Raw genomic sequence first — 17,505 nt, forward strand, 5'->3', positions numbered from 1 at the left:
AAGATCTAAAGATCAGGCAGTAAGAGGACCAGATATTTTAGCGAAACGATCAGCAACAGAACTGGCTCCACATGCATCAGGTTTGGTGCAACATAGGAAACCACATCCTTTAACCATACCTGTCACGGCATTTATAAGGTCACGAGTAGCTCCATGCTCCCCTACATCAACGTGAATTTCAAGGTCATCCATAGCATTGTATAACGCGCAATGGTGTTCCTTAATTGCATTTAAAAAACGGGTTGCCAGATCAAGGCTTAAAAAAACCTCTGTAAACATCCTCTCGCGTAGAGAATATTTCTTGATTTTTACTTTTTTCTCATAAAAACAAATAGCTCCGAACCCTATACGATGAACGATTATGGTAGAGACAAAGACCACTCTCTGTTTTTTATACACCTGGGAATCCGTACCTATTATAAATCGATACTGAGAATGATTGTCTGCACTTACGAATTTCATAATCTTGGCAATACTTTCATCTAATGATAAACGACCCCATGTTGGACTCCTCAATATACGCCCCTCCTTACTGAGATTTTCATAAAACCAGGCAATTATCCTGATTAAAAAGGCACCTTGTACCCCGTATACATAATTCTGAATACTCATGGATATTTAGCTATTTTGCCTTATAAATGAATCTACATCTCTTTTAATAAAAACCTTAACAATAATCGAGATTTATTAATTATTATTAATGTTAATTTAAAACAAAAAGACCAATATTATAAAATAGTTAAGGGGGATTACACTTTGAAACTTAAGCTCCAAGGGAAAATACTTTTACTCACACTAGGTACCGTCACGCTCATTTTTGCTTCTCTGATTTCTTTCATTGCCTTTAAGGTTCATCAAGCAACACTTGATGGAACAAAAGCTCTTGTGGAAGAAACGGCACAATCTGCGGCTTATGCCATTTCTGCTGAAATTGATGAAGGCCTTATTACAACAGAGGCGCTTGCAAAGATCATTTCCGGAATGGATCGTCAATCACCGAATGCCCGTCAAAACCTGCTGAAAATGATTGAATGCGTTCTTGAGGAAACCCCCTTGGCGTTTACTACATGGGTTGCCTTCGAACCTAACGCTTTTGATGGAATGGACGCCATGTATATAGAAAGAGATGGATTCCATGAAACAGGTCGTTTTATGGCTACTCTTGTAAAAAGAGGAAATCAGGTGCAACGGTCATATGATATGACTGAAAGTATGTTAAGCACTGAAGGTAATGGTGATTTTTACCTGCTCCCGAAACGATCTGGGAAATCTGAAATTATGAACCCTTACTATTATAACTATACTGGACAGAAAAACGACGAAGAGTTCATAACCAGCCTAGCAACTCCTATTTTTATAGATGGCAGGGTGGCAGGCGTCGTCGGTATGGATATTGATCTGGCCGCTGTTCAAAATATCGTCAAGAACTTAAAAATCGTTGGGAATGGCGTGGCTTCCTTATACGCTAATGATGGAACTACCGTATATCATAAAGATGCAAACCTCATTGGTAAAAATATGGCAATGCGTAATGACCTTGAAAATATGGGATCTATAGCAGAGAGTATAAAAAAGGGACAATTCATGGCGACAGTTGGGCACTCCGCGGCACTTGGAGAAGAAGCCTATAAGATTTACTCTCCCATCAAGTTTGGTGCTTCCACTACAGCTTGGAGCCTCAATATTCTCGTTCCCATGTCTCACGTACAAAAAGCAGCTATCGTTATGGTTCGCAATATGATTATTGCAGCTGCAATCGGAATGCTCTTATTGGCCGTTATCATTCTATGGATTACCCGTTCCATCGTCAGGCCAATCAACGGCGTATCTAAAATGCTACAACAGTTCGGTAACCTTGACTTTACGAAAGACACATCCCTTATATGGCTGGAACGCTACATGACGAAATCCAAAGACGAGATCGCCGAAATGCTCCACTCCATGGCAAGCCTTCAAAGCAATTTAACGGCCATGGTTGAGAATCTTCAAGAAGAAGCGGAAAACTTTGGATCAAGCGCAGAAGCTCTTGCCGCTCTTTCAGAAGAGTCTGTGGCGTCCATGGAAGAAGTCAAGGCTTCTGTCGATCAGGTTGCTACCCTATCAGAGACAACCAGTGCAGCTGTAGAAGAAACAAATGCAGGTGTTGAGGAAGTCAGCTCCAGCGCTTCCAGTGCGGCTAAATCTGCGACAGAAGGTGCCGAAGCCACTGCTCGGACAACACAGAGAAGTGAACAAGCAACGCAGGAAGTCAATATAGCCGTTGAAGAGATACGCAATATCGGACTTCAATCAAAGGAAACCGCTGCAAGTATGAACGCCGTCTCAGAAGCGGTTGAAACAATTACTCGATTTGTCACTACTATCCAAACAATCGCTGATCAGACGAACCTGCTTGCCCTCAATGCTGCCATTGAAGCAGCCAGAGCTGGAGATGCCGGTCGCGGATTTGCCGTGGTCGCTGAAGAGGTTCGAAAACTGGCTGAAGAATCCAGTAAAGCGGCGGGAGAAGTTGAAACACTTATCAGCAACTTGCAATCTCAAACAAAGAATGCTCTCACTTCCATGGGAAAAGTCGATGGCGTTGTGGAACAGACCATTACACGATCTGAAAAGGCAAAAGCCCAGCTTCAGGAAGCCATGAGGGAAATCGCTCAGGTTAACGATATTATGCAAAGCATTGCGGCAACAGCCCAGGAACAGGCGGCATCCTCTGAAGAAATGGCTGCGGGGATTGACCAGGTTACGCAATCCACTGTTCAGATTGTGCAGTCGGTAGAAGCGATTCGCCAGTCATCTGAAGAGACTGCCAAGGCTGGAGAACAAGTAGCTACAGAATCTCAAGGCCTTTCAGAAGGGGCTGAGCGTTTGAAGGCCACTATGGCAAAATTCAAGGTCGATAAAAGAAACACAACAAAAGCACTGAGCAAGATAGCTGAATAGCTAAGAAAGGTAAAGAGAGACGTATTAAAAACAGATACGTCTCTCTTTTTTCATCATCGTTAAACGTTAAGCCTTAAAAGGGAACATCTTCTTTATCGTTGCCTCTGATGGCGGTGTTGTCATAAGAGAAACTACGATGAAAAGAACTATAGAAACAATCATTCCTGGTATATATGGATGGAAATACTCGAGTTTCAAAAGATACCAAAGAGTTGTAACTATTGTTCCGCCAAGGATTGAAGCTAGGCACCCTTCTTTTGTTGCCCTTTTCCAATATATTCCTATAAGCAACGGAGCTGTGAAGGCAGCGGCCATACTCCCTGCTCCAGCTACAGATAGCTGCCAGACAAAAGACCATGGACGGATGGATAAAAGAAGAGTGATAATAATAATCGCTCCTACAGAAAGTCTGTGCACTTTTACCGAATTAATCTTACGAGAAGATGCATTCTTTTGTCTGCGAAGCCAACCATCTTCATAAAAATCTCTGGAAATTGCCGTAGCAGAAGTCAAAACAAGAGCTGCTAACGACGTTAGCCCTGCTGCTACAACTCCACAACTGAAGAGCATTACGATAAATTTGGGCCCCAACTTAGCAACGGAAGGGCTGACCAAGTCAGGATTATTAATAAATTGATCTCCAAATATTAAACGGCCTCCAAACCCTATTACCGTAGCTGCAATCAAAAAGAGCGACATCCATACAGTACTAATAAAAATCGTCATACCTACAGATTTTGCATCTTTCAGGGCAATAAATTTCGTTACTAATTGGGGTTGCCCAAAAGCAACAAGCCCCCATACAAAAGAGTAACTGAAAAGAAGTCCCCACGGCAAAGGTCCGGGTATACCCAATAAGTCAGGATCAATCGTTTTGGCTACTTCTAAAGCCTGACCAACTCCACCTAAGCTTTTAAAAACAAGTGGAATTGTGCAAAGCAAAGCAGCCATTATAACGCTTCCTTGGATGAGGTCTGTCCGAACAACCCCCCAATATCCACTTGTCACCATATAAATCAAAGCCGTTATACATATAACTACAACTGTCAAAAGATAAGGAATACCCGCAAGAATTTTTAGAGCATCTCCTATACCTTTCAAAACAGCTACTCCATATGGAATTACAAAAATGGCGATAATACACGCACTCACTAAACGTAATGTCTCAGATTCAAAACGAACAGCCAGAAACCCAGGGAGAGACACTACGTTGGCCCTTTCGGAAACAACTCTCATCCGGAGTCCTAAAACAACAAATAACAAGATTCCAACAATCCATGTATTTGCTAAAAGTTCAAGCGAGGCGTACCCCATTCCGTAAAGATAGTACATTGCAGGGCATCCAATAACGGCAACGGTGCTATAGTAGGCAACACAAAAAGAGACTGCTGTAAATACAGGACCTACGCTTCTTCCTCCGACAAGATAGTCTTCATCTGTCGTTACTTTCTTTTTTACAAAAACACCTACTCCTGCGAGTAACATAAGGAAGCAAGCAACAGCAGCTACAATAGGCCATTGAATTGCCATTTCTTGTCACCTCCTTCAGAAAGTTAATCTTTCATGTCAATCGTATAATACTTATTTACAAGCTTTTTCCACCATGTAGAGTTAATAAGTACTAAAGAGAAAAGAATCGCGCCAGGCCCTCCTAAAAGCATTATCCAAAAGATACTGCTTGGTATTCCACATACCGTCGACATTTTGAAGCCTCCTATTTTTCGAGTAGCTCTAAAGATGCGTCTAAAATCTTCTTTCTCTGTACAAGTTCTTCTTCGCGTGCAAGACGCGCATCTCCTGTCGGGTTATTTATGGCAACACCCTTTACAACTCTATGACAGCCTATCCTTTCTGCGATCCCAGGCATGGCTGTTATCATAACTGTAGGAATTCCTACGCGCTCAATTTCTTTTGCAAGCGTTGATCCACAACGCGTACCAGTTCCTCAGGTTCCAGTTACAATAGCTGCATCTACACCTTCAGATCTTAAAAATTCTGCCATCTCGCGGCCCATTCTTTTAGCGGAACTCGTAGCCGTTTCCATACCTGTTGTAGTGAGATAAATGTCAAATAGTTTGCCAATGCGGCCTTCCTTCTCTGCTATACGGGCCACGTCAAGGGGAAGTAATCTGTCTGGATCATCGTCAATATTGGCATTTTCAAAACCGGCATGTATAGTCTCGTATTTTCCTTTCTCGAAATCATCCAAACCTTCAATGGAATATTTGTACCAGTGTTCTCCCCACCAGGATTCGAGTTTATCAGGGTTACCGAAAGGAACCAGACTTCCTTCTGTTACCAGAGCCAAAGTTGCTTTCTTCATGTTGGTCACTGGCTTAGGAGCTTCAACTGCGTCATGTTTGGGAAGAGCAACCTCAGTTACATAAGCTTCTCCTTTGATCTTAGAAAGCAAAAGGGGAAGAACCCTCTCTGCGGCAGTAGACTCATCAACTTCATTTTTTCTTACGCCACGGGGAATGTAATTTTCACGTGCAGCGCTCCCTCTCACTTCACCGTCTTTCACCTTTAAGGCGAAATTCCACATATCCTCCAAAACGTTAATCATCTTTTCTGCTCTATTCGATGTGGGCAAAGCATAGGCAGGATATACAAGCTCCGAACCAGGGTTATCGGGATACATAGCCGTTACGGCAGGAATTCCCAATTCTTGAGTGACAGCACTACAAATTGACGCAGTAGCAACACCATTCCTGCCAGAACCAAAGGCAGGGCTAGCCAAGAAAATATCAGGAGAAGCCGCTTTTATCATGCCAAGAAGCTCTTTTTTTGCCTGCTCCTCATTCTCACCAAAAAAGCTATCTCCGCATACAACTGTCTTGACTATCTCAGCATTACTCTCTTTTATAACTTGCGATAAAGCTAACGCAGGTCCTTTCAATTCTTCAAGTTCGATAGGAATCTGGTCAGCCTTCTCTTCTCCGCCAATTCCAGCAAAAAACTGGTTCATATAGAAAACAACTTTTATCTGATCAGCCATATTTTACAGCTCCTTATTGTTAATATTTGTTTTTAAACTAATAGTCGTAGGCCTTGAGTTTGGCATGTCCCAACATGGAGTTAGCGCTTGCTACAGTGTCGTAAATACTACGCTTAATTGCTTTATTACTGGGGACATCAGTAGCTATCCATGTTTTTCCGCCATATGCAACTTCCATTTCGGGGAATTCCATAAGCTCTTCCGTGTTTCCCGTGCTTACGATCAAATCAGCTTCGGGAACCGAGTCTACGAAGGGAGAACCAGTTCCTTGATGGCCACAGAACTCTGACATAACAATAGCTGTTTTAATGCCTCTCTCCTCACACTCACGACATGCAAGCATGGTTTCCAACAATATATTGCCACCACCTTCACTGGTAATAATGACTCCATCGGCTTCAAGGTGGCGTATAAGGTTTGCTGCATGGGAACTTAAGCGAACTTTATCGTCGTATTCATAGGCATAGCCTCGCTCAACAACAACACCTACGAAGTTGTGTTTAACTCCGTTATCTTTGAAGAGTTCATTAATAAGAGCATTATTCTGATAATCGTATGTAAAGTTTTTAATTGAAGCGACAAGGGCAGTACTTGCAACAAGAGACCCCTGCAAAATTTCATTGGGATGAATAAGGGTGGGCATTATTCCAACACAGCTGAATCCGTTGATATACGTATCAAGGGCAGCAGTCGAACCTGAAACGACAAGTAACAGAGCCACATTAGGAAGGTTAGGATCTTTTTTACCGAGGGCATACGTTTCGGTTTTTGAAGGAACCTGGCCAATTGTGACATCTGCAAGATATTTGGCAATCTTTAAACCTGCCTTGGTAACCATTTTGTTGTGTTCAGGGATTGACATCTTATCGCGAGGTAATATTTCCATAACTAAATTATTAGTCTGAGAATATGGGCAAATTTCTGCGGCAGGACCACTCATATCGATGATACTTTCACACTGAACTGTATAAGCATCACTATCAGGGGAATACTCTGTGCATGTAACGACTGCAGCGCCAGGCATCCTGTTCATTGTTCCTTCGGCATAACTAATGGGGGCATCGAGCCAACCAGGGAATATCGCACCCGGGCCATCTACTTTTGTTCTAGGTTCAATAACGTCCCAAACATGAACTATTCGTGCAGAATCTCCGGGTTTGGTCAAAGAAAGAGTAACTTCTCCCACATTTTCGTCTTCTCGAATGAGAGCTTCGACTTCTGCACGGTTAATTGACAATACCCCTTCTTTATAAAAGGTACTATCTCCAAAAGCAATACTGCGTACTTCATAGATATTACTGACTAATTCCAGCATTAGAGTACGTCCCTCCTATTCTGTTTCCAAAACTTGCTTATAAGAATAGGAGGTTTGTTATCGTATTAACATCGCAGTAACAACGTTTTATAGATAGCAAAAAATGCGATTTATGGAGTAGCAGAAAATGCTAGATGAAAAATCGGATAGCTTTTACTTGTCGAATTCGAAAAACCCCTTGCGTATCGAGTATCGAATGAGATCAACTATCGTTTCACAATTCAACTTCACCATAATATTGGTACGATGAGAGTTAACTGTATTTTTACTTATGTGTAAAATTTGACTGATTTCGTTCACACTCTTTCCATCAACAAGCAACTTTAAAACATCTAACTCTCTCTCTGTCAAAGTTACTTCTGAAGAAGTAGGCCCCTGCTGCATGATCTGTGTGTAATCCTTAGAAATTATCTTACTGACTTCCTCGCAGAAAAACATTCCACCAGAAGAAATTGCACGAATAGCCAAAAGAAGATCTTTTGAAGTGCAATCTTTTAAAACATATCCCTTTACCCCTACACTAATCATTTCAGAAATAATGTAATTATTGGCATACATTGAAAGAGCCATTACTTTTGTAGCCGGACGTTCTTTTAGAATAATTCGAGCTAAATCCACACCTTTCATACCAGGCATGGCAATATCGAGAACAATAACATCCGGCGCCTCCATATTTTTTAACATTTCAAGAGCTTGCGGCCCTGAATAGGCCACTCCTAAAACGTGCATATCCGGTTCATTGGAAATAAGAACCTGGAGGCCATCAAGAAAAATTTTATGATCATCGACAAGAAAAACATTTATCATTTTATACGTCCCACATCGACTTAGTATTTTCGGGAAGAGAAATAGGGGCTGTCATATATATGGTGCTCCCTTTATCTGGTTCCGAATAAATTTCTATGCTCCCACCAATATATTTCAACCTCTCTCGAATGCTGAAAAGACCAAAATGATGGGGGTCGTTTCTGTGCTTGCTAAATGGGTGAGAAAACCCAATGCCGTCATCTTCTACGATCACACGCACCATTTCGCGTCCTCTACGAAGTAATACACTTACATTCTGAGCCTTTGCATGCTTTATAACATTGACGAAAAGTTCTTTAACCATCTGGTAAAGAAGAACACATACATTATCATCGATACCCTGATCAGAAAGCTTTCCATCGTAGGAAAAGTGGATATTGTGATTTTCAAAAATAGACTCTCCTAATGCTTTCAAAGCTGCTCCTAATCCTACTTCATAAAGTACTGGCGAGCTTATCTGGAAGGTAAGATTTCTCATTTCGTGAAGAACATTTTCAACAAGGACAGTGGCTGCATTCAACTCATCTTCTGCTTCTTTTGAAGAAAGCAACGGCTTCATCTTTTCAAAATGCTGAATGAGATTTACAAAGGAATAGCCCATTTTATCGTGAATTTCAGAAGCTATTTTTCTTCTGGTTAACGCCTCTGAAAGAGAAAGCTGTATTACAAGCTGTCTTAGTTCTTCACGATATTGATGAAGTCGATCTTTACTAAAAGCAAGAGCTTTTTCCGACTTTTTCAGATCAGAGAGATCCCAAAAAAGAACGGCCACCTTATCGGGCAAAACGGGAAAGGCAATACCCCTCATATGGCTGGAGCACTCCTCGCTGAATCCCTCACAGCAACATGTTTCCTTCGATACAGCTGCATCAAGAATGTTTTTTAGCCAATCTCCAGAGGCGCTCCATATCTCTTTAAACGTTTTGCCAATAAGATATTCTCTCGGGAAACGAAAATACTCTTCATATACTGGATTAACATGTAAGAATTTAGCATCTATAGGAATCCCCTCATCGTCATAAACAATCTGATAAAGAGCAAAGGGTTCAAATAGATTCTCTAAAACTCTATGATATTGATTTTCTATATGTTTATAGAGATGAGCACAGGAAGGACATGTATTTTGGCACTGCTCCCATACTTCTTGTAATGTTCGCCCTTTCAAGAAACTTCCTCCTTAGTCTTTAAAAAGCCAATTGTAGTGTAAATGTATTGAGAGCGAAACGAGGTGAAATGTTCCGCTTTTATTTGTTATTGCGAATCTCCCGTAGATAACCATAAACGGTAAAACGGCTCTTCCCAAGTTCTTTGCAGAGCGTTTCCACAGCACCCTTAAGACTAAAGAATCCCTTTTCTTCGAGAGACTGTAAAATTTCAAGTTTTTCCTGCTTCGTCGTATATCGTAACGGTCTTCCTCCACGTTGAGCCCGAGTTTCTTCTAACATTTCTTTAAGCAGAGACTCAGAAGAAGGCACAAAGGTTTCAGACTGAATGCTCGGCGACGACAAGGCTGTTGTACACGTGAGTTCTTCAAAAAGGCTTTTGAGCATTCTTGCCCGCGTCATATCGTAGTTTATGCATAAAAAGCCTATTATTTTAGTATTATCATCCCGAATAATACTTACACTCGAACGCATAGCTCGTCCATCAGGGGCATGAGAGGGGTAATTCGAAATAAAATCAACGTTATTATAGTCGCTGCTTTCAAGCAGATACTCACCAAAGTCAGTAAGAGGAGAATCCGCTGTTCGTCCTGTCAGTTCCCCGTGGGCTATAGCAATTATTTTGTGTTCACCCTCTGATACATCATGGAGAACCACTTCATAGTCAGAACCTAAAGTCTGTTCTAACATTTTTACTAGCGGAATGAATGGAACTAAAAGGGGATGACATTTTTTATTCATTACACACCGATCCTCTCTACTAAACAAAAAAAGAGCGGATTTCTCCGCTCTTTCATTTTATCACGATACGTTTCTTATCATAGTCTGCTTCTTTTTTACAAACGTATTTCTTGACCAACTCCGGCTTCTTTTGCCCTTTGATAAATTGTATAGGCAGCTACAACATCAAGTGTTGCAAAACCAACAGTTTTAAAGAGCGTGATTTCGCTATTGCTTTCTCGCCCTTTCACGTCATTTTCTATAAGGGCACCAAGTTCTCCGTGAATTCTGTCTTCTGAAAATTTACCTTCCCTCGTTGGGATGATAAAATCTCCAGCTTCTGCCAAAACAGCCTCTTTATTATCAACAAAAATTTTATCGGCTCTCTCGATAAGAGCAGAATCGAGTTCTTGCATTTCTGGCGTATATGCACCTACACCGTTGACATGGGCACCTTCTTTTATCTTTTTACCGTCAAAAACAGGGTGCCTAGATGTTGTAACAGCAGTAATAACATCAGCATCTTCAACAGCTTCGTCGGGAGATTTAGCAACTCTGATCTTCGCATTGAATCTTTCGGATAAAGCCTTCTGAGCATCAACAAAAGCCTGCGAGCGGTCTATATCAATATCGAATACCCTCACTTCTTTTAAAGGACGAACTGTTAACAGAGCTTCCAATTGAGAAGCAGCCTGTCCGCCTGTTCCAAACAAGGCACCTACAGTAGAATCTTCTCTCGAAAGGAGTTCTGTAGCAGCACCGGCAATAGCGCCTGTTCTCATCTGGGTAAGAGTGGTTCCTTCAATAATAGCTGAAACAAGACCTGTCTCTCCATCAAGCAATACCATAGTTGCAGGAACTGCCGGTAAACCTTTTTTACTATTTTCAGGATAGACAGAGACAATCTTAACCCCACAGGCATTAATATCCTTAGCATAAGCAGACATGAAAAGACTCTGACCATCTTTCAACGAAAAATTTGTTCGCAGAGGCACATCACTCATGCCTTTATAGTGAGTTACGAAAGCCTGTTTATCTGCCTCGATGGCATCACGCATTGTAAATACTTTTAAAATATCCTCGCGAGAAATCAATAACATACGAAACCCCTCCCCTATGCTTCGCTTTCACACAGTTTCTTAGCTTTAAATAATTCTTCGTACAACATACTTCCGCCAGAATAAAGAACTACTGCTGCAACAACCCACTGGATCATGGAAAGATTGAGACTTTTTACAATAAAGACTGCTGCCAAGACTCCTATGATTCCGAAAACGCTGGAGAAAAACGTAATTTTACGTCCGTACTGTCCAAGGCGAACAAACTCCATAGCACCCATAGGAACTGAGAATGTGCATGCTCCCATCATAATGGGGAAAGCTACTGCAGGATTGACTCCAAGTGCGTAAATAGTAGCCATCGTAGGAGCATAGGAACCAATACCTACATTATTTAAAGCCCCATAAATGAAGAGAAGGACAACGGCGATTATCAACTTGGAACCAGTAAGTCCAACGGCATCGCCACCAGAAGGAACAAGATTAAATTTACCGGCAAGAATAAACATAGCTGCTACAACAAGACCAGCTCCCATAAACTTTCTGATTGTGCCGGCGGGAAGTTTGACAACAAATCGTGGCCCCACATAGGCGCCAATCATTTGAGCGACAATACACGATACGAGAGTTATTGTGTCAACGCGAATTGTCGAAATATATGCAAGAGCCATAACAGCTACAGGTATAGCGCACTGAGTATTAAGGGTTCCCGGCAACTTCGTATCACTAACGAATTTTTTTGCACGATACAAAATTGTCGAAAGAGCAAAATCGGAAATGCCAAAAGTAGAAAGAAAGAACACCACTGCCCCCCAGACAGCTAGAAAGAGATTGTTTCCAGGCTCTGCCCATGCTTCTTTTCTATGCTTCAAAAAGTCTGAAGCAAATCGAAAAGCATAAAGACCATTCACAAGTGCGATTAATACGAGTAATACCTTAACCACTACGTTCACTCCCTTTCGATTGGTTCGACAGATAGTTATATCTATCACGTTCACAAGACACTGTATCCGAATTCAACATTATTGTCAATATCACAATTTTATGTTGATATTTTCTAAAAAGGACGCTTTTTCTGATACACTACTAAAGTAATAAGATTCCCTTGACAAATAATGTTTGATGGAATAAACTTTTTTAGAAATAACAGGGAGGGCGATCAAAATAGTCTCCGCTCGAATAGAAGATTATCTTGAAGTAATTTTTTCTCTTGAAATTCATGGGCATGAAGCCACAGTGACAGAGCTTGCCGAACGATTGAAGGTAACGAAAGGCACTGTTGTTTCTGCTGTGAAAAAGCTTGTCGAAGCAGACATGCTCGACCATGAGCCTTATGGCGCCGTAGCTCTTACTGAAACAGGAAGAGAGCGTGCTTTAAGCGTGTATAGGCGTCATACCCATCTCTATTTTCTATTTACCGAGCTGCTCGGTTTTGGAAAAGATAAAGCATGGGATCTGGCATGCATTATGGAACATGAAATGGACGACGAAACCGACGGCCGATTGCTGGCCTTAACAGATTTCTTCTGCCGGGCGCAGCGTGAAGGTGCTACATGGCTCAAAGAGCTGCAAAGTGAAATGGATGACCCTTCCCGTCTTCCGTGTCCCCTTGTCACGCTCAAGCCCGGCATGAAGGGTATTATCAACAGAGTTACATCTGAAGGATCTCTCCGCAAGCGATTGCTTGAAATGGGGCTGGTTCCTGGATCAGAAATAGAAATGGTAAAGTCTTCTCCCCTGGGAGACCCTATAGAGTTTGAAACGCGAGGCATGAATATTGCTCTACGTCGCAGCGAAGCTGCTACAGTGTGGGTACGACGCAAGAAGGAGGATGAATGAGATGATGCCACTTAATTTCGTTCATGAAGGCGCGGTGGTGCGTATTGAAAACATGGCAGGTGGAATGTCTTTCAGAAAAAGAATGGCCGAATTGGGATTACTGCCTGGCGCTACATTTACGGTTCTCCGTACGGGAGGCGGTCCCTTCTTATTGAAGGTGGGAGAAACTCGTCTCGCCCTTGGACAAGGTGTTGGAAACCGCATTTTCGTCAGAGAAGTGTAAGTAAAGGGCAACAGACATTAGGTATTTATTTCTAAGCTAGGAGCAATGCTCCTTTTTTTTGCTCCTTTTTTAAGTTTTATTAATCAAACAAAGAGGTGGGGAATTTGAGTAAACCAGAAATACTTCCCTTAAGTGAATTGCCAGCTGGCAGTCTTGCTGTTGTTTCTAAGGTGGAAGGAAGTGCCGAACTGAAACGGAAGGTGCTCGAAATGGGGTTAGTTCCGGGAACCCCCTTGATGATTCGAAGAAAAGCGCCTCTGAATGATCCTATATCCATTTCATTTCGGGGCTATGAGCTGAGTCTGCGTGTTTACGAAGCTGAAACAATTTTAGTGAAAAAAGCCGGTTGCGGTGAATGTGGCGGAAATTGTGGATCTTGCTGGGGGTGCCATTAGACGATGGGAAGCACGACGCTTGCACTTGCGGGGAATCCCAATACGGGGAAAACAAGTCTTTTTAACTTAATAACTGGATCAAAGCAGCATGTAGGGAATTGGCCAGGAGTCACTGTAGAACGCAAGGAAGGGTTCTTTAGCTACGATGGGATGGATTTCACACTCGTCGACCTGCCTGGCATTTACAGTCTGGGAGCCGCTTCCATCGATGAACAGGTAGCCTCTGAATTCCTTATGACGGCAAAACCCAAGCTGACTATCACCGTTGTTGACGCTTCAAATCTGGAAAGAAGCTTATATCTTGTTTTACAGATGCTCGAAGCCGGACAATCTCTCGTCGTGGCCTTAAATATGTCGGATATCGCTATGAACAAAGGTATTCGCATCGATCATAAGAAACTTGAAGAAGCTCTCGGCGTACCTGTAGTTTCAACTGTGGCGAGAGAAAAAAAGGGAATTAACGACCTGATAAAGACTGTAAAGAAACGTGTTGACGCCAAGGAATCTGAAGCCCCCTTGATGATACCCTACGGAGAAACTGTTAACCAATCACTTGAAAAGCTAGCGAAGGCAATAAGCTCTGTAGCGTTGAGAGAGACGGGAATGAGCCGGCAACTGGCCGCCCTTCGACTAGCTGAAGGAGATGCTGTTATTCTTTCCGTACTTGAAAAATGCGGTGAGGCCGAACATATTCGCACTCTTCTCGATGAAGAAAACGAACGACTTGAACAGGAGCTTGGCTACGATCTTTTAACAGCAGTGATAGAACGACGCTGGAACTTTATTTCCACACTCACTCAGAAAATAGTAGAGCGAGACATTTCCCTTAAAAATGAGCTCTCTCTCTCGGACAAAATAGATCGAATAGTAACTCACAAAATATGGGGACTGCCGATATTTCTTCTTATAACCTGGTTTATGTTCCGCTTTACCTATGCTATTGGCGATCCCATTGCGGATTATCTTGGCGGAGCTATTGCCATGTTTGGAGAAAAGGTAACTTTCCTCATGCAAAATGCCGGATTACCATCTCTTGCAGGAAGTTTCGTGGCAGACGGCGTTATTGGAGGCGTAGGGTCAGTCATCGTGTTTTTTCCTCACATCCTGATCCTCTTTGCCTTTATCGCTATTCTCGAAGATTCTGGCTATATGGCTCGTGGAGCTTTCGTTATGGACAGAATCATGAGAGCTATAGGGTTACACGGAAAGAGTTTTATACCGATGTTAATGGGTTTTGGCTGTAATGTCCCCTCCATTATGGCAACCCGAGTTCTGGAACGTCCTCGAGACCGCATGATTACTCTTTTAGTATTACCCTTTATGAGCTGCTCTGCCCGACTTCCTGTCTACTTACTTATAGCAGGGGCATTCTTTGGTTCCCACGCAGGAACAGTCGTGTTTTCGCTCTACGTGTTGGGAATCGTTATTGCAATCATCTCTGCGAAGATACTGGGAAGCACCCTCTTTAAAGGTGAATCTTCTCAATTTGTTATGGAATTGCCGCCCTATCATCTACCCCAAGTTAGAGCTGTTGCAATAAGCGCATGGGAACGGGCCGGTCTCTTCTTAAAAAAGGCAGGAACCATTATCTTCGGAGCCGTTGTTCTTGTCTGGATACTTGGAAGTCTGCCCTTTGGGGTGGAATACGGATCTCATGAAAGCATCATTGGTCAAATAGGTGACGTCATTGCTCCAATTCTGTCTCCTGCAGGCTTTGGTTTCTGGCAAGCTGGCGTAGCGCTCTTCTTTGGATTTTTAGCAAAAGAAATTGTTGTAGGAACACTGGGCACTCTCTTAGCTGGCGGCGAAGAAGGATTAGCTGCTGTTTTGCCTACTCTTTTCACTCCACTAAGTGCCTATGCTTTTCTTGTAATGACATTGCTTTACGTACCATGTGTAGCAGCTGTTGCCGCTTTCAAAAGGGAAACTAATAGTTGGAAATGGACCTTTTTCATGGTCGGGTACACTACTCTCATCGCCTATGGCGCATCTGTTCTCGTTTATCAGGTCGGACGACTATTAGGCTTTTAATAAATTCGGGAATAAAATTTGTCCCCAAGTGTGGCGTTCAAAACCACATTTCCCTTAAAACCAGTGACATAGAAACAAACAGAAAAGACCTTCACAGTAAGGTCTTTTCTGTTATCTTTCGATTTTATGACTCCACTACTTCGTAACTTGTAGTGAGGAAAGCTCCCTTATTTTCAAGCTCTTCAAGGGCATGTCGACTATCATCTGGCTGTACGTTAACGCCTCTCATGCCATCTGTAATAACAAAGACCTCAAAACCTTTGTTCAAAGCGTCGAGAGCCGTACTCTTTACACAATAGTCTGTAGCCAGGCCACATACAAATACTCTCAATATAGACTGCTCTCGAAGCTTATGAAGCAGATCGGTTCCTTCAAAGGCTGAATAGGCGTCTTTATCTGGTGCGGTTCCTTTACTTACAATGACCGCTCTTTCAGGAATATATAAATCAGGATGGAAGGCTGCTCCCCTCTCGCTCTGAACGCAATGGGGAGGCCACGGGCCACCCTGCGCCTTAAAACTCACATGATCTGACGGGTGCCAATCTCTGGAAAAGTACACAGGAATATGCCGATTTTCGCAGTAACGAGAGAGGGCATTTATAACAGGAACAACATCGTCGCCACCAGAAACGGCCAATGCTCCTCCTTCACAAAAATCATTTTGCACATCAACAATTATGAGTGCGTCTCCTGTAGTTAAAGACATATAACCACCACCTTTAGCGGCTATTATAAAACCCTTCTACTTTTGAAGCACGAGGAAAAGGCTAGATTCATCGACTTCTTCAATTTTGTATCTGCAACCGCTCTCTTCGGCAAAACGTTGAAAATCTTCGAACGTATATGTGTTGGCTACGAATCCATCTTTACATTCAATATGGCCGTTTTTCGTCTTTTCCATATCAAGCTCACCAAGCAATCCCTTATCGGCCTGCTCTTGGAACCAAGCCACCCTATGATTCCAGAACTTCGCACTGTATGTGCTAAAATACGCCTTTCCTCCTGGGACGAGAACTTTAAGACTCTGATCTATAAGATTTTTTTCCTTTCCCTTTAAGGCGGAAATGCCATTCTGGAGGCAAAGGACAATATCGAAAGGCTCGTCGAACTGAAGATTGTGGGCATCCATCACCTTTATTTCGCAATTGGGGCAATCTTTCAGGTACTCTTCTCCTAATCTGACGGAATCTGGGGAAATGTCGATACCGACGAGGGTTCCTACATTCGGAGCAAGCTCTTTCATGATTCTTCCGTAACCGCACCCTAATTCCAGAACTCGTTCATAACCATGTAAATCACGGCGAACAAAGTTCAACTCTTCTCGAAAATACTGTTTTACCCTGTCGATCTTGGTATCGTAGACTTGGAACAATTTCATAGAATTGAGCTTTTCTGCATAATAATTACTCATTCCATCGCCTCCATGGCATAGTCAAGTTGGTGAATCAACATGCGTACAGACGCTAGAAAAGTACGGAATGAACGTCGTGAAGGTGGAAATTTAATGAACGCAAACATTATAGAGGGATGAGAAGAAAGCTGTCAAACGTGTGTTTGTAGAATTAATGTGGCTGTTTTAAGGAACAAAAAAACCGCTCTTCGCATGAAGAGCGGTAATATACAAATGGCGTGCCAGACAGGAGTCGAACCCGTGACCTTCGGTTCCGTAGACCGACGCTCTATCCATCTGAGCTACTGGCACGTTTATCTCGAACGCAGGAAATATTACCACGGAACGAGCATTCATGCAACCTTTAATAACATTATTTTACCTTATATTTGAAAATATATGCGCCTTTAAAGAAATCATCAAAGCATAAAAAAAGAGCCCAGATAATTCATCTGGGCTCTACGTTATCTAATGGCGGAGAGAGAGGGATTCGAACCCTCGGGGGCGGTAAAGCCCCACTCACTTAGCAGGCGAGCGCCTTCGACCACTCGGCCATCTCTCCAAGACTGCGGGGTCTATTCTATTAAGGGAACCAGGTTCTGTCAAGCTTTTTAAACCTCATTTAT

General features: G+C 42.5%; 18 protein-coding genes and 2 tRNA genes. 5 read left to right on the forward strand and 15 right to left on the reverse strand.

Annotation, left to right across the window (positions count from 1 at the left end):
- Positions 1–12: 12 nt before the first annotated feature.
- Positions 13–516: a ribonuclease H-like YkuK family protein gene (locus VB083_RS01770; RefSeq protein WP_213690277.1), complete on the reverse strand. Its 504-nt coding sequence runs from the start codon at positions 514–516 to the stop codon at positions 13–15.
- A 240-nt stretch (positions 517–756) separates the two neighbouring features.
- On the opposite strand from VB083_RS01770, the gene VB083_RS01775 reads away from it, so the two are divergent.
- A complete protein-coding gene (locus VB083_RS01775; protein ID WP_323401633.1) occupies positions 757–2,940 on the forward strand; it encodes a methyl-accepting chemotaxis protein in 2,184 nt (727 codons plus the stop codon).
- A gap of 66 nt (positions 2,941–3,006) precedes the next feature.
- Here the strand turns inward: VB083_RS01775 and VB083_RS01780 are convergent, their stop codons facing one another.
- From VB083_RS01780 to VB083_RS01825, 10 genes are all read right to left on the reverse strand, one after another.
- Positions 3,007–4,470 carry a sodium:solute symporter family transporter gene (locus VB083_RS01780; RefSeq protein ID WP_213699431.1) on the reverse strand — a complete coding sequence of 488 codons (1,464 nt, stop codon included), beginning with the start codon at positions 4,468–4,470 and terminating at the stop codon, positions 3,007–3,009.
- 23 nt (positions 4,471–4,493) lie between these two features.
- Entirely contained in the window at positions 4,494–4,643 is a 150-nt protein-coding gene (locus VB083_RS01785; protein ID WP_213691055.1) for a hypothetical protein, read from the reverse strand.
- Positions 4,644–4,654: 11 nt separating this feature from the next.
- Positions 4,655–4,819: a hypothetical protein gene (locus VB083_RS01790; RefSeq protein WP_213691054.1), complete on the reverse strand. Its 165-nt coding sequence runs from the start codon at positions 4,817–4,819 to the stop codon at positions 4,655–4,657.
- A 66-nt stretch (positions 4,820–4,885) separates the two neighbouring features.
- Positions 4,886–5,938: a glycine/betaine/sarcosine/D-proline family reductase selenoprotein B gene (locus tag VB083_RS01795; RefSeq protein ID WP_213699432.1), complete on the reverse strand. Its 1,053-nt coding sequence runs from the start codon at positions 5,936–5,938 to the stop codon at positions 4,886–4,888.
- A gap of 37 nt (positions 5,939–5,975) precedes the next feature.
- Positions 5,976–7,253: a glycine/sarcosine/betaine reductase component B subunit gene (locus VB083_RS01800; protein ID WP_213699433.1), complete on the reverse strand. Its 1,278-nt coding sequence runs from the start codon at positions 7,251–7,253 to the stop codon at positions 5,976–5,978.
- 153 nt (positions 7,254–7,406) lie between these two features.
- On the reverse strand, positions 7,407–8,060 hold the full coding sequence (locus VB083_RS01805) for a response regulator (protein ID WP_213699434.1): 654 nt from the start codon (positions 8,058–8,060) through the stop codon (positions 7,407–7,409).
- A gap of 1 nt (position 8,061) precedes the next feature.
- A complete protein-coding gene (locus tag VB083_RS01810) occupies positions 8,062–9,225 on the reverse strand; it encodes an ATP-binding protein (RefSeq protein WP_213701180.1) in 1,164 nt (387 codons plus the stop codon).
- Between the two features lie 79 nt (positions 9,226–9,304).
- Complete coding sequence (locus VB083_RS01815) at positions 9,305–9,964, reverse strand: helix-turn-helix transcriptional regulator (protein WP_213690513.1); 660 nt, start codon at positions 9,962–9,964, stop codon at positions 9,305–9,307.
- Between the two features lie 95 nt (positions 9,965–10,059).
- The gene (locus tag VB083_RS01820; protein ID WP_213690512.1) at positions 10,060–11,043 is read right to left on the reverse strand and encodes an ornithine cyclodeaminase family protein; all 984 of its coding nucleotides are present in this window, start codon (positions 11,041–11,043) and stop codon (positions 10,060–10,062) included.
- A 14-nt stretch (positions 11,044–11,057) separates the two neighbouring features.
- Positions 11,058–11,945, reverse strand: coding sequence for a sulfite exporter TauE/SafE family protein (locus tag VB083_RS01825; RefSeq protein WP_213690511.1), 888 nt, complete (start codon positions 11,943–11,945; stop codon positions 11,058–11,060).
- A 235-nt stretch (positions 11,946–12,180) separates the two neighbouring features.
- On the opposite strand from VB083_RS01825, the gene VB083_RS01830 reads away from it, so the two are divergent.
- From VB083_RS01830 to feoB, 4 genes are all read left to right on the forward strand, one after another.
- The gene (locus VB083_RS01830; RefSeq protein ID WP_323401681.1) at positions 12,181–12,840 is read left to right on the forward strand and encodes a DtxR family transcriptional regulator; all 660 of its coding nucleotides are present in this window, start codon (positions 12,181–12,183) and stop codon (positions 12,838–12,840) included.
- Between the two features lies 1 nt (position 12,841).
- Positions 12,842–13,063 (forward strand): FeoA family protein, encoded by a 222-nt coding sequence (locus tag VB083_RS01835; RefSeq protein WP_213690510.1) that lies wholly within the window; start codon positions 12,842–12,844, stop codon positions 13,061–13,063.
- Between the two features lie 104 nt (positions 13,064–13,167).
- Positions 13,168–13,458 (forward strand): FeoA family protein, encoded by a 291-nt coding sequence (locus VB083_RS01840; RefSeq protein WP_213690509.1) that lies wholly within the window; start codon positions 13,168–13,170, stop codon positions 13,456–13,458.
- A gap of 3 nt (positions 13,459–13,461) precedes the next feature.
- Complete coding sequence (gene feoB / locus VB083_RS01845) at positions 13,462–15,489, forward strand: ferrous iron transport protein B (protein WP_307879965.1); 2,028 nt, start codon at positions 13,462–13,464, stop codon at positions 15,487–15,489.
- Between the two features lie 124 nt (positions 15,490–15,613).
- Here the strand turns inward: feoB and pncA are convergent, their stop codons facing one another.
- The 4 genes from pncA to VB083_RS01865 form a co-directional block, all read right to left on the reverse strand.
- Positions 15,614–16,195 carry a bifunctional nicotinamidase/pyrazinamidase gene (gene pncA / locus VB083_RS01850; RefSeq protein ID WP_213699232.1) on the reverse strand — a complete coding sequence of 194 codons (582 nt, stop codon included), beginning with the start codon at positions 16,193–16,195 and terminating at the stop codon, positions 15,614–15,616.
- A 36-nt stretch (positions 16,196–16,231) separates the two neighbouring features.
- A complete protein-coding gene (locus VB083_RS01855) occupies positions 16,232–16,900 on the reverse strand; it encodes a class I SAM-dependent methyltransferase (RefSeq protein WP_213699233.1) in 669 nt (222 codons plus the stop codon).
- A 214-nt stretch (positions 16,901–17,114) separates the two neighbouring features.
- Positions 17,115–17,191 (reverse strand) — tRNA-Arg (locus tag VB083_RS01860).
- 160 nt (positions 17,192–17,351) lie between these two features.
- Positions 17,352–17,441, reverse strand: a tRNA-Ser gene (locus VB083_RS01865).
- Positions 17,442–17,505: the final 64 nt, after the last annotated feature.

Origin of the sequence: Aminobacterium sp., from assembly GCF_034926885.1 — a bacterium.
In the GTDB taxonomy this organism is placed as follows: Bacteria; Synergistota; Synergistia; order Synergistales; family Aminobacteriaceae; genus Aminobacterium.